Raw genomic sequence first — 24,063 nt, 5'->3', positions numbered from 1 at the left:
GACGCGATGAAATACATCTCCACCCGCGGCCAGGCGCCCGCCCTCAGTTTCGAGGAGGCCATGCTCACCGGGCTCGCCCGTGATGGCGGCCTCTATGTCCCCGAGTCGATCCCGGTGATGCCCGAAAGTGACATCGCGGCCCTCGCGGGCCTGACCTACGAAGAGGCCGCCTTCCGCGTCATGTGGCCCTTCCTTGGAGAGAGCTTCGGCGAAGCCGAGTTCCGCGCGGCCATTGGACGCGCCTATGCCGGTTTCGGCCACCCGGCCCGCGCGCCGCTCACCCAGCTCGGGCCGAACCATTTCCTGCTGGAGCTGTTCCATGGGCCGACGCTGGCCTTCAAGGACTTCGCCATGCAGCTCATCGGCCAGCTCTTCGAGGTGGCGCTGAAACGGCGCGGCGAGCGGGTCACCATCGTCGGCGCCACTTCCGGCGACACCGGCTCCGCAGCGATCGAGGCTTTCCGCGGTCTCGACGCGGTCGATGTCTTCATCCTCTTTCCGCACGGCCGCGTCTCCGAGGTGCAGCGCCGCCAGATGACGACGCCCACCGAGTCCAATGTCCACGCCCTCGCCGTGGACGGCGATTTCGACGCCTGCCAGGCGCGGCTGAAGGACATGTTCAACCATTTCGAGTTCCGCGACGAAGTGCGTCTCGCGGGTGTGAACTCGATCAACTGGGCGCGGGTCCTGGCGCAGGTCGTCTACTACTTCACCTCTGCCGTGTCCCTCGGCGCGCCGCACCGGCCGGTGTCCTTCACCGTGCCGACCGGCAATTTCGGCGACATCTTCGCCGGCTACATCGCCGGCCGCATGGGTCTGCCGATCCGGCAGCTCACCATCGCCACCAACCAGAACGACATCCTGCACCGCGCGCTGACCTCTGGCGGCTATGTCACTTCCGGTGTCACGCCGTCGATCAGCCCGTCGATGGATATCCAGGTCAGTTCCAATTTCGAGCGGGCGCTCTTCGACGCCTATGGCCGCGACGGCAATGCCGTCGCCCAGCTCATGGACGAGTTGAAGGGGCAGGGCGGCTTCACCATCTCGCAGGGTGCCATTGATATCCTGCGCGAGACCTTCGCCTCCGGCCGCGCCTCCGAGAATGAGACCTCGGCCGCGATCGCCACCACCTTCGCCGAGACTGGCGAGATTCTCTGCCCGCATTCGGCGGTTGGCGTGAAGGTCGCGCAGGAACAATCGGTCGACACGCCGATGATCACGCTGGCCACCGCCCACCCGGCGAAGTTCCCCGACGCGGTCGAGGCCGCCACCGGCCAGCGCCCGCCTCTTCCCAATCGCATGGCGGATCTGTATGAGCGTCCGGAGCGCGTCACCCGCGTCGCCAACGATCTCGACGCGCTGGAAAAAATCATCAGGGAAGGGCGCGCTTCTTGAGCGTCAGACTGGACAAGCTGCAAAACGGGCTGCGCATCGTCACCGAGCCGATGCCGGGCCTGGACAGCGCCTCGATCGGCCTCTGGGTCAATGCCGGCGGCCGCCACGAGCGGGTCGATCAGAACGGTATCGCCCATTTCCTCGAGCACATGGCTTTCAAGGGCACGAAACGGCGCACGGCGCTGCAGATCGCCGAGGAGATCGAGGATGTCGGCGGCTATCTCAACGCCTATACCTCCCGCGAGGCGACGGCCTATTACGCCCGCGTGCTCCGGGCGGATGTGCCGCTGGCGCTCGATATCGTCGCCGATATCGTCCTGAACCCGGTGTTTCACCCCTCCGAGATCGAGGTCGAGCGGGGCGTGATCCTGCAGGAAATCGGTCAGGCGCTCGACACGCCCGACGACATCGTCTTCGACTGGCTTCAGGAAGCGGCCTATCCGGACCAGCCGCTCGGCCGTACCATCCTCGGCCCCAGCGAACGCGTCAGCCACTTTGCGCGGGACGATCTCGCGCGATTCGTGGCCGAACATTACGGGCCCGGCCAGATGGTTCTGTCGGCCGCCGGCGCGGTCGATCACGACGAGATCATGCGGCTGGCGGAGACGGCCTTCGGCCACCTGCCGGCGCTGACGCTGAGCCGTCATGACCAGGCCCGCTTCCTCGGCGGCGAACGGCGCGAGATTCGCGATCTGGAGCAGGTTCACTTCACCTTCGCCCTCGAAGGCCCGGCCTATGACGACGAGGATGTCTACACCGCGCAGATCTATGCCTCGCTCCTGGGCGGCGGCATGTCCTCGCGGCTCTTCCAGGAGATCCGTGAGAAGCGCGGCCTCTGCTACTCGATCTTCGCCCAGGCGGGCGCCTATGCCGATACCGGCATGCTGACGCTCTATGCGGGCACCTCGGCCGACCAGATCGACGCGCTCGCGACGCTCACCGTCGACGAGCTACGGCGCGTGGCCTCCGACGTCACCGATGCCGAGGTCGACCGCGCCCGCGCTCAGATGAAGGCGGGCCTGCTGATGGGGCTCGAGAGCCCGTCTTCGCGCGCCGAGCGCCATGCGCGTCTGGTCGCAATCTGGGACCGGGTTCCGCCGCTGGAGGAGACGGTGGCCCGAATCGACGCGGTGGACCGCCAGGGTGTGCGCGACTTCGCCGGCAAGCTCATCGATTCACGGCAAGCGGCGCTGGCGCTCTACGGGCCGGCCGCACATGCGCCCGATCTGGGGACGCTGAAAGAGAGGCTCGCGGCCTGATGCGGCTCGGCCGGAAAAAGCTGCGGATCGTCACGGAGCGGATGCTGCTGCGTCCGCCAGTCCATGCCGACTTCCGCGCCTGGTCCAGCCTGCGCTCGGATTCGCGCGATTTCCTGGAGAAATGGGAGCCGCTCTGGGCGCCCGACCATCTCGGTCGCAAGGCCTTTACCAACCGCGTCTACTGGGCGCAGCGCGCGCTCTCCGCCGGCTCGGCGCTGCCGCTCTTTCTGATCCGGCGCGGCGACGAGGCGCTGCTCGGAGCGATCACGCTCGACAATATCCGCCGTGGCCCGGCCCAGGCCGGCACGCTCGGCTACTGGGTGGGCGCACCTTTCGCGCGGCAGGGCTACATGCGCGAGGCCATTCTGGCCGTCACCCACCATGCCTTCACGTCGCTCGATCTCAGCCGCGTCGAGGCAGCTTGCCTGCCCGAGAATGCCGCCTCCCGCGGCTGCCTCGAAACCTGCGGCTTCAAATACGAAGGTGTGGCGCAGAGCTATCTGCAGATCCACGGACGCTGGCGCAACCATGTGCTCTACGCCAATCTGCGCGCCGACCGCCGGGGCCGTTCGTCCGCAACCTGACCCCGCCCGCCGCGCCGACGCCCCGCCCGCGACTCTCGTGCGCGCACCGAGCACACGAATTTGTCATGCGGCGCCGCGGCCAATCCGTGGAAGACTTCGCCTCGCACACCTGAAACCAGACCAGTGAGACGTCTCCATGGCCCGATTTCTCGCCTGCCTCGCCGCCCTTCTTCTCGCAACGGCCGTTCACGCGCAGGATCGCCGGCCGAGCCACTGCATCGCTCTGGTCGAGAACACGCACGGACTCGAGGTGATCTGGCGCGCGGGCTACCGCGATCCGCTGCCGGAAGACACCGTCCGCCTCAGCTATATCGACCACTCGATGTATCTCCTGCAGACTCCGGGCGGCCTTGCGGCGGTGACCGACTACAACGGCTTTATCGGCGCGGACCCCCTCGTGCCCGACGTCGTCACCATGAATCATTCCCATTCCACCCACTGGACGGCGGCGCCGGACCCGGAGATCCCGCATGTGCTGCGCGGCTGGGACCCGATGGGCGGTCCGGCCGAACACCATCTCGACCTCGGCGAAATGCTGGTGCGCAACGTGACGACCGACATCCGTGGGCGCTTCGGAGGCGCGCCCGAGCCCGACGGCAATTCGATCTTCATCTTCGAGGTGGCGGGGCTCTGCATCGGCCATCTCGGCCATCTGCACCAGGTGCCTTCACCCGAGCAATACGCCGCCATCGGCCGGCTCGACGTGGTCATGGCGCCAGTCGATGGCGGCATGACCCTGCCGATACCGGTGATGATCGAGGTGCTGAAGCAGTTCCGCTCCTCGATCGTGCTGCCGATGCATTCCTTCTCCTCGGGATCGCTCGCGACCTTCCTGGCCGGCATGTCGGATGCGTTCCGGATCGACATGCGCAGGGAGCGCGCGCTCGAGGTCTCGCTCCGTAGCCTGCCCTCCGAGCCGACCGTGGTCGTGCTCGAGCCGCGCTTCCTTGGCTACGACGACGCTGATCTCTAAGCCATTCGGACCCTTGCGCCCTCCGCACCGGCGTGATTGACCGTTCCGGTGAAGGAGGCCCCGGCGATGCTGAACCCGGCCAGCGACAGCTTGGAAGATGACCTGCGCGCGGCGCTGCCCGCCGCCTGTTTCCGGCCGCTCGAATCGCGCTATCTCGACGAGCTGCGCGGCCGGTTCCACTGTGCCGACGCGCTTCTGGTTACACCGGGGACGACCGCCGAGGTCTCCACGGTCCTGCGCCAGGCTGGCGCGGCGCGGGTGCCGGTGGTGCCCTATGGCGGTGGCACCGGGCTGGTCGGCGGGCAGGTCGGAGAAGGGGTGCCGAGGCCGATCCTGCTGTCGATGGAGCGGATGGACCGGGTCCGGTCGGTGCATCCCGAGGAGCAGCTGCTGGTCGTGGAGGCCGGCGCGATCCTCGCCAATGTCCACGCGCGTGCCGAGGCGGCGGGCCTGCTGTTTCCGCTTTCTCTGGCCTCCGAGGGCAGCGCGCAGATCGGCGGGTTGCTGGCCACCAATGCCGGCGGTGTCAACGTGCTGCGCTATGGAAACGCGCGCGACCTCTGCCTCGGAATCGAGGCAGTGCTGCCGGACGGCGCGGTCCTCAACGGGCTCAAGCGGCTCCGCAAGGACAATACCGGATACGATCTGCGCAACCTGTTGGTCGGCTCGGAGGGTACGCTTGGCGTGATCACCGCAGCCTGCCTCCGGCTCTTTCCACGGCCGCAATCGGTCGGCGCGGCGCTGATGGTGGTTGCGGGGCCGCAGGCGGCGCTCGATATCCTCGCCATGGCGAAGGCGCGGCTGGGCGAGGGAATCACCGCCTTCGAACTGATCCATCGAACCGGGCTGGACTTTCTCGCCGAGACTATGCCGGAGCTGCACCAGCCCTTCGCCGATCCGCCGGAATGGAGCGCGCTGGTCGAGTTCGGCCTCTTTGCCGGGCTCGATGCCGATTCCGAACTCGAGGCGCTCTTTGCCAAAGCCGCCGAGGCCGGTCTTGCCTCGGATGGCCTGATCGCGAGATCGGAGGCGCAGCGCGCCGCCTTCTGGCGGATGCGCGAGGCGATACCGGAGGCGAACCGGCTGATCGGCGCGACCTCCTCCCATGACATCTCGGTTCCGATCGAGACCATTCCCGAGTTCATCCGCCGGGGCGACGAGATGATGGCCCGGCTGGGGCCGTTCCGGGTCAATTGCTTCGGCCATCTCGGCGACGGCAACCTCCATTACAACACCTATCCGCCGAAGGGTCACAGCCGCTCGGAGTTCCTTGGCAGGCGCGACGAGATCAGCCGCCGGATCCACGATCTCGTGCATGACCTTAACGGCTCGGTGAGCGCCGAGCATGGGATCGGCCGGCTCAAGGTGGGTGATCTCGAGCGCTACGGCGACCCGGCGCGGCTCGCCGCAATGCGGGCGATCAAGCAGGCGCTCGATCCGGCCGGCATCATGAATCCCGGTGCGGTGTTGCGCATGAAGTGAACGCGGGACCTCCGCCTCAGTCGCCCTCGAACTCGCAGAGCGTGTGGACGTCCATCCCCATCGCCTCGAGCCTTGTCCGGCCGCCGAGCGCTGGCAGGTCGATGACGAAGGCGCAGCCGATGACCTCGCCGCCGAGCCGCTCGACGAGCTTGATCCCGGCCTCGGCCGTGCCACCCGTCGCCAGCAGGTCGTCGACGACGAGCACGCGCGCGCCCGGCTCGATCGCGTCGTCGTGGATCTCCACCACCGCTTCGCCATATTCCAGCGTGTAGGCCTCGGAAATCACCGGACCGGGCAGCTTGCCCTTCTTGCGGACCGGCACGAAACCGATGCCAAGCTGGTGCGCCACCGCGCCTCCGAGGATGAAACCGCGCGCCTCGAGGCCGACGACGCAGTCGATCGGCGTGCCGGCATAGGGGTGCAGCAACTGGTCGACGGCGATCCGCAAGCCTCGCGGGTCGGCAAAGAGCGTCGTGACATCGCGGAACATGATCCCTTCATGGGGGAAGTCGGCGATGGTGCGGATATAGTCCCTGACCGATTTGTGATTGCCCATGGCGCGCGCTCCTTCCCGGTTTGCCGTCGCGTGATTGGCCGGCATCACTCAAGCGTCTTTGCGCCTTGCGAACAAGGGTGTGGCAGTGGATCGGCGACGCATTGCGCCACTGTGACGCCGGTTGCGGCGGCTCAGACCTGCTCGCCGGGCCGCGGCATCGAGAAGACCTCGGTGATCCGCGCGAAGTCGCGATACCCCATTCGGGTCAGCGGTTGGTAGCGCGTGACGTCGAAACGGCCGTCGACGATGCAGTCGTCGCGCAGGTGGACACCGACCACCTCGCCGAAGGCGACGAGGTTCGCCGGCCCCTCAAGCTCGACGATCTGCCTCAGCCGGCATTCGAGCGTTGCCGGCGCCCCGGCGATGCGGGCGCAATTGATTTCCTGGCACTCGGCGCGCTCGATCCCGGCCAGTTCCGCTTCGTCCACGTCCTTGTCCCAGGGGCCCGAGGTCAGGTTCATCGCCTCGCGCATGGCGTATTCGACGACATTTACGGCGAACACCCCGCTGTCGCGGATATTGGCCAGCGTGTCCTTGGTGCCCTCGCGATCATGCTTTTTGCCGGTAGTGGCGAACATGACCTGCGGCGGGGTGTAGGCCACGGCGTTGAAGAAGGAATAGGGCGCGAGGTTCTCCGTGCCGTCCGGGCCACGGGTCGAGATCCATGCGATCGGGCGCGGCGTGACGATGGCATTGAACGGATTGTGGGGCAGGCCGTGGTCGTCCTGGGGGCGGTAGAACATGCAGCGTCTCCTTTGCGGCTCCATGTAGCGCGCCGCCGGCGGCGATTCCAGCCGAAAGGGCGCAGGTCAGCCGCCGCTCATGAAGGATCTGAACCCCGTGAGGGCGAACTGAATGCCCATGGCAATAATGATCAGCCCCATATAGCGGCTCACCATGTCGTGGGCGAGGCCCTGGTGTTCGGGCAGCGGCCGTCGGGATTTCGCCACGAGCAGGATCCAGGTGACGGAGAGCACAACGGCGATGGCCACCAGCGCCGTGACCGGCAGGGAAGTGCCGCGATGCGCGGCGGTCAGGGTCATCACGCCGGTGATCGTGCCGGGGCTCGCGGCGAAGAGAACGAGCTTGCCGATATCGGGCGAAGCGCCGGGATCGGCGCTCGCGGCGGGCGTGCCGTCGCCCTTCATCATCGACAGCCCGATGAAGATCAGCACGCCACCGCCGGCCACCGAAAAGGCGTCGAGCGAGATGCCGAAGAGCTTCAGAAGCGGCGCACCGGCGAAGGCCGCCATCACCAGCACCGCGGCGACGGTGAGCATGGCGCCAGTGGCGCTGCGCAGGGCGGCGCCACGGCTCTGCCCGCGCGCGATACTCGCGAACATCAACGCGCAGACCAGCGGGTTCACGAGCGAAAACAGCGTGGCGATGGCCTGAAGGTGCTGTGACATCTTGGGTTTCTCCAACGGTCTCCGGACCGGCGCGATGCTCCCGCCGACCTGTCGCACCGTCAAGGCCCGCCAAGGCGGTTGCGGCAGCTTGCCTTTGCGGGCACCCGGGGAGCGTGCTAGGAGCGGGGTCGGTCGGGCGAAGGGACATCCGGTTGGAATTTGCGCAGGAGCGGAGCGAGGATTGGTGGGAGGTCGAGGCTCTGCTCGATCTCTGCTTCGCGCCGGGCCGCGAGGCGCTCTCCTCCTACCGTCTTCGCGAGGGCGTGGCGCCGCTGGCGCTCCTGTGCCTGGTCGCCCGTGAGGACGGTATCCTCGCCGGGGCGATCCGCGTCTGGCCGGTGCGCGTCGCCGGCCGCGATGCGGCGCTCATCGGGCCGGTGGCGATTCACCCCACGCGGCAGGGCGAGGGGCTCGGCGGGGTGCTGATCCGGGAAGTCATTTCGCGGGCCGAAGCCATCGGATGGACGCGGATGATGCTGGTCGGTGACGCGCCCTATTACGGGCGTTTCGGTTTCACCCGCCTCGACGGCGTGGAGATGCCGCCGCCCACCAACCCGGACCGGGTGCTCGGCATCGGCGACTGGGCCGGTATCACCGGCAAGGTGGAGCGGGCGGACGGCACAGCATGAGGGTCGCCTCCCGGCAGCACGGAACTGGGTAGATTTTCCCGGAAATGGATATCAGCGGTCGCAAGAGACGATAGCCCGACCAGATTCGCCGAGGTCTACTCCTGAAACAGCAGAAGGCGTCCCACGGCCGGTGTCAGTCCGGCGCTCCGGTATCGGGAGGCGTGTGATGATAGCAGGGGCGCACGCCCGTGCGGTCCGATTCCGCTGCGATCATCTCGCAGACCCGGTCAACGGCGCCCCAGACTGTCACGGAATCCCCCGCCAGCCGCCGGTTCCGGCGCAGCACCGAGCGGATGAGATCCACCTGGTCGGCGGGGACCTGCCAGAGCACGTTCGGGGTCCCGTCGGATTCGGGCGGCATGTACCCGCGCCAGGCAATCCGGGTCAGCACCCGGCGGGCGGAATCGCTGCGGCAGCGTGGAATCTCAAGTCGCAGAACGTCGCTCAACTCGTGCTGTCTCCCCAAAGTAGTCTGTACCGACCGGTACATTGATCATCGAGGTCGGCGCACACACCGATACGACCTGTCCGGATTCGCGGAGCAGGTTGGGGATGGGACGCGGACGCGCCGTCTCGGACGGCGTCCACGATCCTGATCCTGAAAGAAAATTCTATCTGCCCAATGCGATGGCCTCAACCCGCCGAAGCGTCGCTCCAGACTGGTCTTTTCGGCAGGTCCGCGCCGTTTCGGTGCGGGACGTCCGGGAGATCACCCCTGCTGGCGCAACCAGTCCATCACGGCCGGGCGCACCGATTGCGCGCCGCTGGCGCGGGCGTCGTCGATCACCTCGCGCACCTCGGCGAGGTTGGAGCGCCTGAGCAGGTGCTTGACCGGGCCGATCGAGGCCGGCCGCATCGACAGCGTGCGAAAGCCCATGGCGGCGAAGCAAAGCGCCTCGACGGGCCTGCCGGCATCCTCGCCGCAGAAGCTGAGATCGGTCTTGGTCTCGCCGCAGCGCATGACGATCCATTCGAGGAAGGTCAGGAAGGAGACGTTGAGTGTGTCGTAGCGCCGGCGCACCCGCTCGTTCTCGCGGTCGGCGGCGAAGAAAAACTGCTTCAGGTCGTTACCGCCAACCGAGATGAAGTCGGCCATTTCGAAGAACTGCTTCGGCGCGAAGGCGAGACTCGGTGTCTCGAGCATCGCGCCGATTTCGACCGTCTTGGGCAACGGATGTCCGAGCCGCTCCTCGCGGTCGAGTTCGTCCAGAAGCTGCCGCCGCGCCGCGCGGAACTCGTCGAATTGCGCGACGAAGGGGAACATGACGGTGAGCGGCCGCCCCTTGGCGCCGCGGATCAGCGCCTGGAGCTGCATCCGGAGCACGCCGGGCTTGTCGAGCCCTACTCGGATCGCCCGCCAACCGAGCGCCGGATTGGGCTCGTCCTGCGGCTTCATGTAGGGCAGCACCTTGTCGGAGCCGATGTCGAGTGTGCGGAAGGCAACGCGCTTGCCCTCGGCGGCGTCGAGCACGCGCGCGTAGTTCGCCGCGAGTTCGCCCCGGCTGGGGAATTTCGACCGCACCAGGAACTGCAGCTCGGTCCGGAACAGGCCCACGCCATCGGCGCCCGATGACCTGAGCGAGGGCAGGTCGGCCATCAGGCCCGCGTTCATGTCGAGCCGGATCGTCGGGCCGTAAACGGTGGTCGCGGGGACGCGGCGGATCGAGGCATAGCGCTCCTGCGCCTTGGTCATCATCGCCATCTTGTCGCGGAAAGCGGTGGCGACGGACTCCTCGGGGCGGAGATGGACCGTTCCCTGTTCGCCGTCGACCATGATCCGGTCGCCGTTCAGAGCTTCGGTTGTGATGCGGTCGCAATTGATGACCAGCGGGATCGCGAGCGCGCGCGCGATGATCGTCGCGTGGCTGCCGACCGAGCCTTCTTCGAGCACGATGCCTCGCAGCCCGCGGCCATAGGCCAGAAGCTCTCCGGGGCCGATGTTTCGGGCGACCAGAACCGGGTTCTCCGGCATCTCGACGCCGGTATTGCTGCCCTGTCCGGTCAACAGCCGCAGCAACCGGTTGGAGAGGTCGTCGAGATCGTGCAACCGGTCGCGCAGATAGGGGTCGGGCACCTGCTCCATCCGGGCGCGCGCCGCGGTCTGTTCCTTCTCAACCGCCGCCTCGGCGGAGAGGCCGCGGTTGATATCCGCCTCCATCCGACGCAGCCAGCCCTTGGAATTGGCGAACATTCGGTAGGCTTCCAGCACGTCGAGCTGGTCCTTGTCGCCGAGTTCGGTGACATTGAGCATCTCGTCGACCGACACGCGAAGCTTGTCGATCGCTTCTCGCAGCCGGTTGAGTTCCGCTTCGGCATCGTCGGCAAAGGGATTGGTGACGACCACGCGCGGCTCGTGCAGCAGCACTTGGCCCTCGCAGGCGCCTTCCTGGCCGACCTTCCCGCGCAGCATCACCGGATGCTGGTGCAGCGCAGCCATCGCCGCGCCCTCGCCGATGAAGGCGCCGAGCTCGGCCATCTCGGCCAGAACCATGGCGACCACTTCCAGCGCGTAGACCTCGTCCTCATCGAACGGCTCCTGGTCCTTCGACTGGACCACGAGCACGCCGAGGCGTTCACCAAGCCGCTGGATCGGCACGCCGAGGAAGGCCGAATAGATCTCCTCGCCGGTCTCCGGCATGAAGCGGAAACCCGCCTCGGCCGGCGCGTTGCCAGTGTTGACCGGTTTGGTGGAGGCGGCGACGCGGCCCACGAGGCCCTCGCCGAGTCGCATCCGCGTCTGGTGCACCGCCTCGGGTTTCAGGCCCTCGGTGGCACAGAGTTCGAGCGTAACGTCATCGCGGAAGAGATAGATCGAGCAGACAGGCTCGCCCATCTCCTCGGCGATCAGCCGGGTGATGCGATCAAGCCTTTCCTGTCCCTCGGCCGGTTCGGCGAGGGCCTGTTTCAGCCGCCCCAGCAGTCGCCTGCTGCCTGATTGGGTCTCGCTCACCTGTCCCGTCCCCTTGGGGAGACCGGCGGGATGCGATTATCCCGCCATCTCCAGCCCGAAGGCATCATGGAGCGCCTGCACGGCCAATTCCAGATATTTCCGGTCGATCAGAACCGAGATCTTGATCTCGGACGTGGTGATGACCTTGATGTTGATGCCTTCCTTGGAGAGGGCTTCGAACATCTTCGCCGCGACGCCCGTGTGCGAGCGCATGCCGATGCCCACGACTGAAACCTTGCAGACATCGTTGTCCACCACCAGGTCGTGGAAGTTGACCAGCCCCTTCTCGCGCGCCTGCTGCATCGCCCGGTCAGCCCGGGCGACCTGGTTGGTCGGACAAGAGAAAGTCATGTCCGTGCGGCCTTCCTCGGAGATGTTCTGGATGATCATGTCCACGTTGACGGCCGCCTCCGAGAGCGTGCCGAAGATGGCGGAGGCGATGCCCGGGCGGTCGGCGACCGAGATCAGCGTAACCTTGGCCTCATCGCGGCTGTAGGCCACGCCGGAGACGACATTGCTTTCCATGATTTCCTCCTCGTCGCAGACCAGCGTGCCTGCTGTGGGGTCATATTCCTCGAACGACGACAGCACCCGAAGGCGCACCTTGTAGCGCATGGCGAGTTCGACCGAGCGGGTCTGGAGCACTTTGGCGCCGAGGCTTGCGAGTTCCAGCATTTCCTCGAAGGCGATCCGGTCGAGCTTGCGTGCTTTCGACGAGATTCGCGGGTCAGTCGTGTAGACGCCGTCGACATCGGTGTAGATGTCGCAGCGCTCGGCGCCGAAGGCCGCGGCGAAGGCGACGGCGGTGGTGTCCGAGCCCCCGCGGCCGAGCGTGGTGATCCGTCCGTCCGCGGCGATACCCTGAAAGCCTGCGACCACGGCCACCTTCATGCCTTCGGCGAACTTGGCATTGATATTGTCTGTCGGGATCGCCTCGATCCGCGCCGCGGCATGGACCGGCGTCGTCTGCACCGGTACCTGCCAGCCCTGCCATGACCGCGCGGGGACGTCCATCTCCTGCAGCGTCAGCGCCATCAGGCCGGCGGTCACGTTCTCGCCGGAGCTGACCACCGCGTCGTATTCGCGGGCGTCGAAGAGGGGCGAGGTCTCCTCGACCCAGCCGACGAGTTCGTTGGTCTTTCCGGACATCGCCGAGACGATAACGATGACGTCATACCCGTTGGCGACCTCGCGACCGACGCGCTTGGCGGCACGCCGGATCCGGTCGAGCGTGGCGACCGAGGTGCCGCCGAATTTCATCACGAGAAGCGGCATGGCCCGCCCGTTCCTTCCGTCTGTTCCGGCGCCGGGATAGGGGAAGGGGGAACGGGACGCAAGAGGCGCGGCAATCCGACCGCAAGGCGGCGTCGTATTGCTCAGGTGGCGTGATCTCGGCGCTCCGAACCAGCCTCGCGCGACAACGCTTCGGCTGCCAGAACGGCGCCTTCTCGGACCGTCAGGATTGGTCGGGTGGAGATCATTTCGGTTGCAGTATCGGGTAGGTCCGGCGGGTCAAGTGGCGTCTCGTCGATCATGGACCGTGCGTCAGCACGCGGCGGTCGCGAGTTGCCGAGAACGTCGGTCTCGATCAGCGCCAGCGTCGTATTCCCCTGTCCAATTACCTGCCTCCGTCCGATCCAGCGGAGGGGCAGAGCGCCATCGTCCCGTGTCAGCACGAGGTCGCGGGGCCGAAGCGCCTCCACAGGCTTCCGTCCCGCCCCAGGATGCGGGACGACGCCGCCACTCTCTGGGAATGTTCGAAAAGGGATGGCCATGGCTTCGGGTTCGTCGATCTCGGGCAACCGGGGCCGATGTCTGCTACGTCAATCTTGCTGTGTAAGCTTGTTCGGCAACACGATAGATTATCGAAACTCCGAGCGGATCCAACTTCCACGCGACCGAGGGCCAGTCCGGCCTCAATATCGAATTTGTCCTACCTGCAAGAGAGCACTCTGCTGCCGAACACCTTCTTGCACATGCGCCCCTTGTACCAGAAATATCCCGGCGGCAGCTTGGCGCGATTGTTGCCGCTTGCTTTTTTCTGTGCCACGGGCGCGGCGGCAGCGGCGCTCTCGATGGTCTCGCGATTGGCCGGATCCTGGAGCCAGGCCGCGAAGGCCGGTTCGGATTGCTGCATCAGGATCGTCATCTGGATCTGGTCGAGATAGCCGCTCGCCGGAATGCCGTTGGCCTCCTGCCACGCCTTGAGCGCGGCGCGTGTGCCCTTGCCCGGCATGCCGTCGATGCCGTTCGGGTCATGGCCCATCACCATCAGACGGGCCTGGAGTTCGGCCTTCTCGCGGCGGGACAGCTCGAGATCCGCCTCGGTATCCGGAGTTCCCGGGAGCCAGCTCGCCGCGCCGGGGATCGGACCCTGCGGTGGAGGCGCGGGAACCGCGACCGTGCTGTCGGATACAAGGCGGACATCGTCCTCGGTGGCCGCCAGCCGGTGCCGACCCGCGCTTCCGGCGCCGTAAGGCGCGCAACTCTCGAGTGCCGTGACGAGATTGACGAAGATCAGGCGCTGTTCGACGGTTGGCTGTTCGGGTTCGACCAATTCCGGCAGGGAAGCGACCTTTCCTTCTGAATCGATCTCCACCTCGACGACGATCTCGGGGTCGCTGGCGGGGATGTCCTGGGCGATGTAGCAGCTTCCCACCCGTATCAGGTCCGACGCCTCGGACCCCGCGCCCTGTGGAGTGATCGCTCCGCCGCTTTCGGGCGCTGCCAGGTCGAATGTCGGAAAGGCCGGCGCGCCACCGGTGTCGGAAGGCGTCGTATCCGAGGAGTTGGGCGTGGTCATCTGGAAAGTCGGGAAGGCGCCGCCGCTGTCCGTGCCATCCTGCTGTGCCAGCACCGTAAAGCCGACCAGGCAGCCCACCGCGGCCAGAGTTCCCCCGGTCCAATACAGTCTTGTCCGTTCAACCATCCTCGCTGTCTCCTCATCGGCTACGCCCGTGTGTACCAACTTTCGACCACGCTCATATGTTCCAACAACTCACCGCCGCGGGCAATCGCCAAGCCCGGATCGCGCGGAATTGCGCCAGATCAAGGCGGCAGGTCGTGCGAGAGGCCTATCAATCAGGTCGCGGACGGCCGGGGCGCCGTGGCGGAGGCATGTTCGCATCGGAGGGTCCGCCAAAAGGAGGAGGAAGCCATGTCGCAGGTTCCGCACGAACTGGCAGAGGAATTTCCCGACCAGCGCGAGCTGATCGATGCGCTCGTCGTCGAGGACTCGCTCTTCGCTGCGCTGGTCGAGGAGTACAGGGCGCTGAACCTGCGTATCCACGCCGCCGAAACCTACGAACGCCCGATGGAGGAACTGGCGGAGCATCAGCTTCGCAAGCGGCGGATGCTCCTCAAGGACGAGATCTATCGCCGGCTCAGATCCGCCTCCTGATCCCCTTCACTCGCCGATCTCGTAGGGCAAGAGCTGCCGCCGGTTCTCCGGGAATCGCAACTGGCGCTCCAGCGGCGGGATCGAGCGCTGGTGGCAGTCGCGCCGCTCGCAGATCCGGCAGGAGGTGCCGATCGGCTCATAGGCAGCCGGATTGCCGGTGTCGAGCCCGTCGGCATAGACCAACTCGGCGGCATGGCCGACTTCGCATCCGAGCGCGATCGCGTGGCGGCGATCCGGGGTGCCCCAGGCGCCGGCGGGTTTCGAGACGTCGCGCGCGAGCAGCAGGTAGCGCACCCCGTCCGGGGTCTCGGCGAGTTGGCGCAGGAAGCGGCCCGGCGTCTCGAAGGCGCGGTGCACATTCCAAAGCGGGCAGGCGCCGCCGAACCGTGCGAACTGAAGCCGTGTCGCCGAATGGCGCTTGGTGATGTTGCCGGCCTGGTCGACACAGACGAAGAAAAACGGCACGCCCTTGTCGCCGGTCCGCTGCAGGGTCGAGAGCCGGTGCATGACCTGTTCGAGCGAGGCGTCGAAGCGGTGCGCCAGGCGCTCGATGTCGTGCCGCATCGTGCGCGCTGCTGCGCGAAAGCGGCCATAGGGCAGGAGCGCAGCGCCGGCGAAGTAATTGGCCAGTCCGATACGCGCAATGGAGCGCGAGTCCGCGCTTTGCAGGCGGGCCAGGTCGAGCGTGGCCTCGAGCAGGTCCCTTTGTGTGAAAAGTGCAATCTGGTGGAGAATCTGGAAGTTCCGTGTCGCCGGGCTGGCGCGCGCCGAGAGGGTCAGGCTGCGCGCCGAAGGGTCGTATGCGCGCACGACGGTTTCTTCAGAATACCGTGTGGTTATGCCACGTTTTTCGAGTTCCCTCTCGGCGGCCTTCATCGGGTCGTCGCCGGCGAAGAACTCTGCGGCGCGATCAACGGCATCGATATGATTGTCGATATAGTGAAAGAAGTCCCGGACCTCGTCCCATGGCGATGCGGCCACGACATCGGCCCGCTGGCCGATCGCGGCGTCGAGTGTGGCCATGCGTTCCTGGGTGCGGCGGTAGGCCGAGTGAAGCTCGAGAAAGGCGCGGGTCAGTGCGGGGGCGTTGGAGGCGGCCAGCCGAAGATCGGCGAGTGGAGGCGTGTCGGAAAAGACCGGGTCGGCGAGGATCTCGCGCATGTCGGCGACCAGCCTTTCGGTGTCGCCGGAACTGAGCTCGGTCACGTCGAGGCCGAACTCCTGCGCCAGCGCCAGTACGACGGAGGTCGAGACCGGGCGGTGATTGTTCTCCATCTGGTTGAGATAGGGCAGCGAAACCCCTAGCTTCGCGGCAAAGACCTTCTGTGTCAGCCCGAGCCGCGTACGGATCTCGCGCAGCTTTACGCCGACGTAGAGTTTCTTCTGGGCCATGGTTGCTTTGCAGCTTCGCTTTTAGCGATCTTCGCTTTGCAAAGCTCAGGGCGCAAGCTGCATGACGCGCTCCCGCCGGATTACCGCAAGGATCGAGGCGAGCGAGAGCGCGGCGGCCACGAACATCAGCCATTGAAGCGGCATCGGTGTCGCTGCCCCTTCGATGATATGTCCGGCGATCACCGAGAGCGCGGCGCCGCCGCCGACCATGATGAAACCGCCGAGGCCGCTCGCCGTTCCGGCAAGCTTCGGGCGCACCGAGAGCATGCCCGCGGTCGCGTTGGGAATGATCATGCCGTTTCCGACGCCAAGCGTGACAATAAGGCCAAAAAAGGCGAGGGGGCTGTGCAGCCCGAAGATGCCGAGGGCAAGCGACAGGCCGAGGCCCGCGGTCGAGAAGAGGGCGCCCCAGAGGATCATCGGGTTGATTCCGAACCGAGCGGAAAAGCGACCGGACAGATAGTTGCCAGCCATGTAGCCGATCGCCGGTGCGCCAAGGCACAGGCCGGTCATCTGAGGCGAGAGTTTGAAGATCTGGCCCGCGGCATAGGGGCCGCCGCCGAGAAAGGCGAAGAAGGCACCGGAGGTGAAGGCGGTTGCCAGCGCGTAGCCCCAGAATCGGGGAGAGACCAGAAGCTCGGGATAGTCGCGGACCTGTTGGGCGAGGGAGGCGCCCGTGTTGGTCGCCGTTTCACCGAGATCGCGCCAGGAGAGCCAGAGCATCGCCGCGCCCGCCAGCGTCAGGAAGACGAAGACCGAATGCCAGCCGAACAGCTCGTCCAGTGTGCCGCCCATCAGCGGTGCGACCATCGGGACAAGTGACATGCCCATGGTGACATAGCCGATCCGCGAGGCGGCCTCGTTCTGGGGGTAGGTGTCGCGGACGACGGCGCGGGAGAGCACGATGCCGACCACGACGGTCGACTGGAGCATGCGGAAGACGAGGAAGACCGCGGCATTCGGCGCGATCAAGCATCCGAGCGTCGCGACAATGAAAAAGCCGATGGACCAGAGGACGACCGGACGGCGGCCGAACCGGTCGGAGATCGAGCCGATGAGCAGTTGAAGAACCGCGGTCGTTGCGAGGTAGAGCGAAACCGAGAGCTGCATGACGGAATAGTCGGTTCCGAAATACTCTGTCATCGCGGGCAGCGACGGCAGGAAGATCGACATGTTCATCGCCGAGATCCCTGCGAGCAGGACCAGCGTGGAAATATGCGGCGGGGTGGAACGATCGAGAAAAGTGATCTTTACGGGCGTTGACATGAAGCGGAAATAGACGCTGGCGATCGTGCTGTCCATCCGCTCAGGCGGAGCGGGAAGCGCGGCCTTATGTTCGCAGTTTTGCGATTTGCAAAAGGCTGCTTGCCAAATATTTGCAAATTTCCCGTTTTTTTCTTTCCGAGAGGCGGCCTTGGACGTTACCACCGGTAAAACGATCAGGGGGAGGCGAAATGAGGGATATTCTTGAGGAACTCGAGGCGCGGCGGGCCTCGGCCCGGCTTGGTGGCGGCCAGCGCCGCATCGACAACCAGCACAAGAAGGGCAAGCTCACGGCGCGGGAGCGGATCGACCTTCTCCTCGACGAGGGGTCCTTCGAAGAGTTCGACATGTTCGTCACTCATCGCTGCACCGATTTCGGCATGCAGGCCGAACAGCCGGCGGGCGATGGCGTGGTCACGGGCTGGGGCACGATCAACGGTCGGCTCGTCTATGTCTTCTCGCAGGACTTCACCGTATTCGGCGGTTCGCTCTCGGAGAGCCACGCCCAGAAGATCTGCAAGATCATGGATATGGCGGTGCAGAACGGCGCGCCGGTGATCGGGCTCAACGATTCCGGCGGCGCCCGGATCCAGGAAGGTGTGGACAGCCTCGCGGGATATGCCGAGGTCTTCCAGCGCAATATCGACGCCTCGGGCATCATCCCGCAGATATCGGTCATCATGGGGCCATGCGCGGGGGGCGCTGTCTATTCCCCGGCGATGACAGACTTCATCTTCATGGTGCAAGACACCTCCTACATGTTCGTCACCGGGCCCGACGTGGTAAAGACGGTGACCAACGAGGTGGTGACCGCCGAGGAACTCGGCGGCGCCTCGACCCACACGCGGAAATCCTCTGTGGCGGACGGCGCCTTCGAGAACGACGTCGAGGCGCTGGTCGAGATCCGGCGCCTGTTCGATTTCCTCCCGATGAACAACCGGCAGAAGGCGCCGGTGCGGCCGTTCTTCGACGATCCGAGCCGCGCCGACGAGAGTCTCGACACGCTGGTGCCGGACAACGCGCATACGCCCTACGACATGCACGAGCTGGTCACCAAGGTGGCCGACGAGGGAGATTTCTTCGAGATTCAGGCGGAGCACGCGAAGAATATCATCACCGGCTTCATCCGCATCGAGGGGCAGACGACTGGCGTCGTGGCCAACCAGCCGATGGTGCTGGCGGGCTGCCTCGACATCGACAGTTCCAAGAAGGCGGCGCGGTTCGTCCGGTTCTGCGACGCGTTCGAGATCCCGATCCTGACCTTCGTCGACGTGCCGGGCTTCATGCCGGGGACCGACCAGGAATATGGCGGCGTCATCAAGCACGGGGCCAAGCTCCTGTTCGCCTATGGCGAAGCGACGGTGCCGAAGGTGACGGTGATTACCCGCAAGGCCTATGGTGGGGCCTACGACGTTATGTCTTCGAAGCACCTGAAGAGCGACATCAACTACGCCTGGCCCACGGCCGAGATCGCGGTGATGGGGGCCAAGGGCGCGGTGGAGATCCTGCACCGGTCCGAACTCGGCGACCCGGAGAAGATCGCGGCACGGACGGCGGAATACGAACGGCGCTTCGCCAACCCCTTCGTGGCCGCCGAGCGCGGTTTCATCGACGAGGTGATTCAGCCGCGGCGGACCCGGAAGCGGGTGGCGCGGGCCTTTGCGAGCCTGCGGCACAAGAAGCGGGCGATGCCGTGGAAGAAGCACAGCAACATTCCGCTCTAGCGCGGCGGCGCGGTCGGGAGCGCCGCGTTCCAAAGCATGTCCGGACAGATAGCACGAGGATGGATGACGACGATGAATCGGCAGGGGAATCGGGAGCGATGCCGGTGAGCGGGACGCTGTGGCATGTGCGGCGCGAGGGGGCGCGGCTGACGCTGGCGCGGCATTTGCCGGCGCGGTTCGATATCGCGGCCGAAACGATCCTTCCGCATGCGGCGCGCGAGCGCGTGGCGCAGCAGGTTCGTCAGGACATCTGGCGGGCGCTGGCGCGGCAGCGGGGCTTCTCGCCGGTGGTCGAAGTGACCGCGGGCGCAGACGGGCTGGCGGTGCGGGCCGGCGGTCGCGTCGCGACGGCGCGCTTCGACCGGTCCGGGCTCGAGGCTCGGATCGCCGAGGTCCTGGAGGCGCCGGCGAACCGGCGGCGGTGGGTGCGAATGGCAGGAGGCGTGCGGGGATGAGATGGCTGACAGTCAGCCTCGCCCTCTGGACAGGTGCGGCGGCCCAGGCGCAGGAAATCGTGATGCCCTCTGGGCTCACGGTGGCGTTTCTCGACCGGTTCATCGAGGCGCAGTCCGGAGGCGAGCGATGGCTCACCCTGCGCTACGTCACCACGCGGATCGGCGCGGGAGAGGGCAAGCTGGGATATGACGACGTGGTCGACGACATCGACGCGCTGTGTGACGGCGAGGGGCTGGCGGCTGCGTCCGAGGTCGGCGACGTGGACCAGGTGGTGATCACGCTCATGGACCGAGCGGTCGAGCGCGGCGTGCACGACCCCGATGCCACGATGTTCATCGGCGCGTACCGGCCGACCGAAGACGGATGTGTCTGGGAATGACGCGGGCAGGGGCATCATCGGCGCAGGTCGGCGCCGGCTGGAGGGCGCCATGCTGAAGCACCGGGGGTTCCCGAGCCGGCTGGCCGGGACAGATTACCAGTTCACGCTGCGACGGGCGAACAAGGGCGGCGCCACGCCGCTGCGCGCGCGTGAGCGCTATGCCGACCGCAGGCCGGCGGACCGGCGCGCCGACGCGGCATTCCTCGAGGCGATCCTCGAGCATTTCGGAGACGCGCCTTTCGAGCGGGGCAATCTCGATGCAGGCCGGCTGAGCTGGCTCTTCGGGCGCGAGATCTTGCCGGCGGAAGAGAATTTCGATGATGCGAGCTACGAGGCGCTGCTTCGGGTCGACCTGAAGGCGGTGCAACGCGCCTTTCCCGATGTGCTCGACGGGTTCGAGATCGTCGACGATCCCGAGAGCGGGCCGGAAGACGACGAGGATTGGGCATGATTTCGCCGGTCCGCGATGCAAAACGGCGGGAATCGGCCCAGATCGGGGCTGCGGCAAGCTGTGCCTGTGCCGGCGCCGCGACTCGGGGCAGCAATGGCGCAGATGCGGCGCATCCCACTACAGCCGCCGTGTCCGGGATCTTGACAAGTACCCCTTCCGACTTTCGGCAGCCGCGCCCCCCCAAGGCACGGCTGCCTTTTTTCTTTTCTGAGAACGACTTGCGGAATATCGCCGATCGTCGTCGTCGGGTCTTCCAACTCCGCTCCCGCAGGATCATTCTGCGGCCGCAAACATTGCGGAACGGAGAACAAGAATGGCAAGAAGCTTCTGGATCGTGCCTGTCGTCGTCGGAACCGGCCTGCTGGCCGGCTGCGTTCAGGGCACGGATCTGCAACGCGCCGGAGTGGGCGCGGCGGCGGGGGCTGGTGTGGCGGCAGTCGCCGGCACCAGCGTCGCGACAGGCGCGGTCGTCGGTGCGGCGGCCGGGGCGCTGGCCGACGACGTCGCCTACGCGCTCGATTGAGCAGAGCGGACTGGCTCCTGCAGGCCAGTCCATACGTAACAACACGACGGCCACCGGCGCGGATCGCGCCGGTGGCCGCTTTCATGTCCGCATGCGGGATGGGCAGAACTGCCCCGCGTGGAGGAAGAGACGACAGGGGGAGGGACAATGTTCAAGAAATTGCTGATCGCCAACCGGGGTGAGATCGCCTGCCGCGTCATCCGTTCGGCCAGGGCGATGGGGATCAAGACAGTCGCCATCTATTCGGATGCCGACAAGAACGCGCTGCATGTGCAGATGGCCGACGAGGCGATCCATATCGGCCCGTCCCCGGTGAACCAGTCCTATATCGTCATCGACAAGGTGATGGACGCCATCCGCAAGAGCGGCGCGGAGGCGGTGCATCCCGGCTACGGCTTCCTGTCGGAGAACCGGAAATTCGCCGAGGCGCTGGAGGCCGAGGGCGTGGCCTTCGTCGGTCCGCCGGCCTCGGCGATCGAGGCCATGGGCGACAAGATCACCTCCAAGAAGCTCGCCATGAAGGCCGGCGTCAACACCGTTCCCGGCTATATGGGGCTGATCGAGGATGCCGACGAGGCAGTCAGGATCTCGCGCGATATCGGCTATCCGGTCATGATCAAGGCCAGCGCCGGTGGTGGCGGCAAGGGGATGCGGATCGCCTGGGACGATGCACAGGCGCGCGAGGGATTCCAGTCCTCGAAGAACGAGGCCGCGTCATCCTTCGGCGACGACCGGATCTTCATCGAGAAATTCGTGACCCAGCCGCGGCATATCGAGATCCAGGTGCTGGCCGACAAGCACGGCAACTGCATCTATCTCAACGAGCGCGAATGCTCGATCCAGCGGCGCAACCAGAAAGTGATCGAGGAGGCGCCGAGCCCCTTCCTCGATGCCGAGACCCGAGCTGCGATGGGCAACCAGGCCTGCGCGCTGGCCAGGGCGGTCAACTATGCCTCCGCCGGCACGGTGGAGTTCATCGTCGACGGCCAGAAGAATTTCTATTTTCTCGAGATGAACACCCGGCTCCAGGTCGAGCACCCGGTGACCGAACTGACCACCGGCATCGACCTCGTCGAACAGATGGTCCGCGTCGCCGCGGGAGAGGAACTCGGCATCGAGCAGGAGGATGTCGGCATCAAGGGCTGGGCGATCGAGAGCCGCCTTTATGCCGAGGACCCCTATCGCGGCTTCCTGCCCTCGATCGGCCGGCTCACCCGCTATCGCCCTCCGGCGGAGGCCGCGACCCAGGACAAGGGGGTTCGCAACGACACTGGCGTCTACGAAGGCGGCGAGATCTCGATGTTCTACGACCCGATGATCGCCAAGCTCTGCACCTGGGGGCCGACCCGGGCAAAGGCGATCGACCATATGCGCGACGCGCTCGACGCTTTCGAGGTCGAGGGGATCGGCCACAACATCCCCTTCCTCTCCGCGGTGATGGATCACCAGCGCTTCATCGACGGCAATATCACCACCGCCTTTATCGACGAGGAGTATCCCGACGGTTTCGCCGGCGTAGAGCTGGACGAGGCGGGCAAGAAGCGGGTGGCGGCCTGTGCGGCCGGCATGTTCCGCGTTGCCGAGATCCGGCGCACGCGGATCTCCGGCACGATGGACAACCACAAGCGCAAGGTGGGCACCGAGTGGATCATTCAGGTCGATGGCGAGGAATTCCCTCTGACGGTGGAAGCCAACAGGCACGGCACCACCGTCGTTTTCGACGACCGCCGCATCGGCATGAAGAGCCGCTGGACGCCGGGCGACACGCTGGCCGAGGTCGACATCGCCGGGCGCAAGCATTTCTTCAAGGTGGACCGGATCGCGACCGGCTACCGCATCCGCTACCGCGGCGCCGACTACCGGGTCCAGGTCTTCACGCCGCGGCAGGGCGAACTCGCGCGGCTGATGCCGAAGAAGGTACCGCCCGACACGTCCCGCATGCTGCTCTGCCCGATGCCCGGACTGGTGGTGAAGCTCGACATCAACGTCGGCGACGAGGTGCAGGAGGGCCAGCCGCTCTGCACGATCGAGGCGATGAAGATGGAGAACATCCTGCGCGCCGAACGTCAGGGCGTGGTTTCGAAGGTCAATGCCCGGCCCGGTGACAGCCTCGCCGTAGATGATGTCATCATGGAATTCGAGTGACCGGAGCGGCGACACGGACGCATGCGACGCCCGCGAGGCTGCCGCTCGCCGCGATGGCGAGCGTGCTCGCGGGGTTCGCGGTTCTCCAGTTCGCCGCCTATTTCAACGCCGGCGTCTTCGAATACCCGCTTGACGACGTCTATATCCACCTTGCTGTGGCCGAGCAGATCGCTTCGGGCGGCTACGGTGTGAATCCGGGCGAATACGCCTCGGCCTCCTCCTCGCCGCCCTCGGTCTCGATCCGCTGCCGAGTTCGGTCCAGGCCAAGCTCGGCGATGATGGTGCCACCCATGATCTCGCCGGCCTGATCGTCCGTCTGATACGCGCCGCCGCGCAACAGAATATCTGGATCATGGTCACGGCAATCGGCGCGACCGCCGCTCTCTGCTTCGCCGTGCCGGAGATCCGCCGCTCGCCGCGCCGCTGGCTCCTGCTGGTTCTGTTCCTCGCCCTCTTGGCCCATGCCATCGGCTGAAGGCTCGGCTGGATGAACCGCTACGAGGGCTATATCCTCGCCGCGACCTCTGCCGGGCTTCTGGCGCTGGTGGTGCAGGCGGGGCGCTTGCACGGCTCCTCGCGCTGCTTCCAGCGCTGGCCGCCGGCGTGGTCTATGCGCCGCATTTCTTCCTTCACTATCCCACCGCCACCCGGACCATCGATCGCCAGCAGGCGCAGATGGCCCGCTTCGCGAAGGCGTTTCACCAGGGACCTGTTGCGGTCAACGACCTGGGATGGGTGGCCTGGCGCAATCCCGACTATGTACTGGACATCTGGGGCCTGGGATCGCTCGAGGCACTGGACTACCGCCGGAACGGCGGGCCGGAGCGCTGGGTGGGGCAGTTGGTAGCGGCGCGCGGCGCAGACCTGGCGATGATCTATGATGGCTGGTTCGGCAAGGAGATCGGCAAAGACTGGGTCCGGCTCGGGCAACTCAAGATCGACGGGCCCTGGCACTACGCCGCCCGTCCCGAGGTCGCCTTCTACGCCACCACGCCCGACGCGGTCCCGGCCTTGCGTGCAAAACTCGCCGCCTGGGGAGTGGGCCTGCCGGCGGGCGCGCGGTTCGTCCACGAGAGAGAAGCGGACCGGTGAT

Annotated in this window: 26 protein-coding genes; 16 read left to right on the top strand and 10 right to left on the bottom strand. The window is 66.2% G+C overall.

From position 1 onward, the window contains the following. Positions 1-6 precede the first annotated feature (6 nt). The 5 genes from thrC to EU800_RS08095 all read left to right on the top strand — a co-directional run bounded on the left by thrC (position 7) and on the right by EU800_RS08095 (position 5,693). Positions 7-1,395 carry a threonine synthase gene (thrC, locus tag EU800_RS08115; RefSeq protein ID WP_129630405.1) on the top strand — a complete coding sequence of 463 codons (1,389 nt, stop codon included), beginning with the start codon at positions 7-9 and terminating at the stop codon, positions 1,393-1,395. Beyond that, complete coding sequence (locus EU800_RS08110; RefSeq protein ID WP_129630404.1) at positions 1,392-2,654, top strand: pitrilysin family protein; 1,263 nt, start codon at positions 1,392-1,394, stop codon at positions 2,652-2,654. Before thrC ends, EU800_RS08110 begins: the two co-directional genes overlap by 4 nt. Beyond that, the gene (locus tag EU800_RS08105; protein ID WP_129630401.1) at positions 2,654-3,238 is read left to right on the top strand and encodes a GNAT family N-acetyltransferase; all 585 of its coding nucleotides are present in this window, start codon (positions 2,654-2,656) and stop codon (positions 3,236-3,238) included. Before EU800_RS08110 ends, EU800_RS08105 begins: the two co-directional genes overlap by 1 nt. Before the next feature lie 136 nt (positions 3,239-3,374). Continuing rightward, entirely contained in the window at positions 3,375-4,211 is an 837-nt protein-coding gene (locus EU800_RS08100) for an MBL fold metallo-hydrolase (protein WP_129630399.1), read from the top strand. A gap of 66 nt (positions 4,212-4,277) precedes the next feature. Next, the gene (locus EU800_RS08095; RefSeq protein ID WP_129630397.1) at positions 4,278-5,693 is read left to right on the top strand and encodes an FAD-binding oxidoreductase; all 1,416 of its coding nucleotides are present in this window, start codon (positions 4,278-4,280) and stop codon (positions 5,691-5,693) included. Between the two features lie 16 nt (positions 5,694-5,709). Here EU800_RS08095 and EU800_RS08090 read toward each other — a convergent pair whose 3' ends face one another. The 3 genes from EU800_RS08090 to EU800_RS08080 form a co-directional block, all read right to left on the bottom strand. Continuing rightward, positions 5,710-6,249, bottom strand: coding sequence for an adenine phosphoribosyltransferase (locus EU800_RS08090; protein WP_129630395.1), 540 nt, complete (start codon positions 6,247-6,249; stop codon positions 5,710-5,712). A 131-nt stretch (positions 6,250-6,380) separates the two neighbouring features. Beyond that, complete coding sequence (locus EU800_RS08085) at positions 6,381-6,992, bottom strand: flavin reductase family protein (protein WP_129630393.1); 612 nt, start codon at positions 6,990-6,992, stop codon at positions 6,381-6,383. Between the two features lie 66 nt (positions 6,993-7,058). Next, a complete protein-coding gene (locus EU800_RS08080; RefSeq protein ID WP_129630391.1) occupies positions 7,059-7,658 on the bottom strand; it encodes a MarC family protein in 600 nt (199 codons plus the stop codon). A gap of 152 nt (positions 7,659-7,810) precedes the next feature. Here EU800_RS08080 and EU800_RS08075 point away from each other — a divergent pair, with 152 nt between their 5' ends. Continuing rightward, positions 7,811-8,287, top strand: a complete 477-nt coding sequence (locus EU800_RS08075; RefSeq protein WP_129630389.1) for a GNAT family N-acetyltransferase — start codon at positions 7,811-7,813, stop codon at positions 8,285-8,287. 133 nt (positions 8,288-8,420) lie between these two features. On the opposite strand, the gene EU800_RS08070 is transcribed toward EU800_RS08075, so the two are convergent. From EU800_RS08070 to EU800_RS08050, 5 genes are all read right to left on the bottom strand, one after another. Further along, a complete protein-coding gene (locus EU800_RS08070; protein ID WP_129630387.1) occupies positions 8,421-8,735 on the bottom strand; it encodes a hypothetical protein in 315 nt (104 codons plus the stop codon). 261 nt (positions 8,736-8,996) lie between these two features. Continuing rightward, positions 8,997-11,237 (bottom strand): phosphoenolpyruvate--protein phosphotransferase, encoded by a 2,241-nt coding sequence (ptsP, locus tag EU800_RS08065; RefSeq protein ID WP_129630385.1) that lies wholly within the window; start codon positions 11,235-11,237, stop codon positions 8,997-8,999. Between the two features lie 36 nt (positions 11,238-11,273). Next, entirely contained in the window at positions 11,274-12,512 is a 1,239-nt protein-coding gene (locus tag EU800_RS08060; protein WP_129630383.1) for an aspartate kinase, read from the bottom strand. Positions 12,513-12,613: 101 nt separating this feature from the next. Beyond that, positions 12,614-12,940 carry a hypothetical protein gene (locus EU800_RS27905; RefSeq protein ID WP_371685596.1) on the bottom strand — a complete coding sequence of 109 codons (327 nt, stop codon included), beginning with the start codon at positions 12,938-12,940 and terminating at the stop codon, positions 12,614-12,616. A gap of 230 nt (positions 12,941-13,170) precedes the next feature. After that, a complete protein-coding gene (locus tag EU800_RS08050) occupies positions 13,171-14,166 on the bottom strand; it encodes a peptidoglycan-binding protein (RefSeq protein ID WP_129630379.1) in 996 nt (331 codons plus the stop codon). A gap of 228 nt (positions 14,167-14,394) precedes the next feature. Between EU800_RS08050 and EU800_RS08045 the strand changes: the two genes are divergently transcribed. Further along, positions 14,395-14,637 carry a YdcH family protein gene (locus EU800_RS08045; protein ID WP_129630377.1) on the top strand — a complete coding sequence of 81 codons (243 nt, stop codon included), beginning with the start codon at positions 14,395-14,397 and terminating at the stop codon, positions 14,635-14,637. Positions 14,638-14,643: 6 nt separating this feature from the next. On the opposite strand, the gene EU800_RS08040 is transcribed toward EU800_RS08045, so the two are convergent. Continuing rightward, entirely contained in the window at positions 14,644-16,029 is a 1,386-nt protein-coding gene (locus EU800_RS08040) for a short-chain fatty acyl-CoA regulator family protein (protein ID WP_129630375.1), read from the bottom strand. A 45-nt stretch (positions 16,030-16,074) separates the two neighbouring features. Beyond that, the gene (locus EU800_RS08035; protein WP_242500436.1) at positions 16,075-17,331 is read right to left on the bottom strand and encodes a multidrug effflux MFS transporter; all 1,257 of its coding nucleotides are present in this window, start codon (positions 17,329-17,331) and stop codon (positions 16,075-16,077) included. A 152-nt stretch (positions 17,332-17,483) separates the two neighbouring features. Between EU800_RS08035 and EU800_RS08030 the strand changes: the two genes are divergently transcribed. The 9 genes from EU800_RS08030 (at position 17,484) to EU800_RS07995 (ending at position 24,062) form a co-directional block, all read left to right on the top strand. Continuing rightward, a complete protein-coding gene (locus EU800_RS08030) occupies positions 17,484-19,016 on the top strand; it encodes an acyl-CoA carboxylase subunit beta (protein WP_129630373.1) in 1,533 nt (510 codons plus the stop codon). A gap of 98 nt (positions 19,017-19,114) precedes the next feature. Continuing rightward, positions 19,115-19,471 (top strand): hypothetical protein, encoded by a 357-nt coding sequence (locus tag EU800_RS08025; protein WP_129630457.1) that lies wholly within the window; start codon positions 19,115-19,117, stop codon positions 19,469-19,471. After that, positions 19,468-19,851 (top strand): DUF6497 family protein, encoded by a 384-nt coding sequence (locus EU800_RS08020; RefSeq protein ID WP_129630371.1) that lies wholly within the window; start codon positions 19,468-19,470, stop codon positions 19,849-19,851. The genes EU800_RS08025 and EU800_RS08020 overlap by 4 nt, the downstream gene beginning before the upstream one ends. A 49-nt stretch (positions 19,852-19,900) precedes the next feature. After that, on the top strand, positions 19,901-20,302 hold the full coding sequence (locus EU800_RS08015; protein WP_129630369.1) for a hypothetical protein: 402 nt from the start codon (positions 19,901-19,903) through the stop codon (positions 20,300-20,302). Positions 20,303-20,615: 313 nt separating this feature from the next. Then, positions 20,616-20,825 (top strand): hypothetical protein, encoded by a 210-nt coding sequence (locus tag EU800_RS08010; protein WP_129630367.1) that lies wholly within the window; start codon positions 20,616-20,618, stop codon positions 20,823-20,825. Positions 20,826-20,972: 147 nt separating this feature from the next. Continuing rightward, on the top strand, positions 20,973-22,970 hold the full coding sequence (locus EU800_RS08005) for an acetyl/propionyl/methylcrotonyl-CoA carboxylase subunit alpha (protein ID WP_129630365.1): 1,998 nt from the start codon (positions 20,973-20,975) through the stop codon (positions 22,968-22,970). Continuing rightward, positions 22,967-23,278: a hypothetical protein gene (locus tag EU800_RS08000; RefSeq protein WP_129630363.1), complete on the top strand. Its 312-nt coding sequence runs from the start codon at positions 22,967-22,969 to the stop codon at positions 23,276-23,278. Before EU800_RS08005 ends, EU800_RS08000 begins: the two co-directional genes overlap by 4 nt. A gap of 44 nt (positions 23,279-23,322) precedes the next feature. After that, positions 23,323-23,445 (top strand): hypothetical protein, encoded by a 123-nt coding sequence (locus EU800_RS27900; protein WP_256369760.1) that lies wholly within the window; start codon positions 23,323-23,325, stop codon positions 23,443-23,445. 128 nt (positions 23,446-23,573) lie between these two features. Next, positions 23,574-24,062 (top strand): hypothetical protein, encoded by a 489-nt coding sequence (locus tag EU800_RS07995; RefSeq protein WP_129630361.1) that lies wholly within the window; start codon positions 23,574-23,576, stop codon positions 24,060-24,062. Position 24,063: the final 1 nt, after the last annotated feature.

It is taken from the genome of Tropicimonas sp. IMCC6043 (assembly GCF_004146235.1).
In the GTDB taxonomy this organism is placed as follows: domain Bacteria; phylum Pseudomonadota; class Alphaproteobacteria; order Rhodobacterales; family Rhodobacteraceae; genus Tropicimonas.
This window is presented reverse-complemented; position numbering and strand designations above follow the sequence as displayed.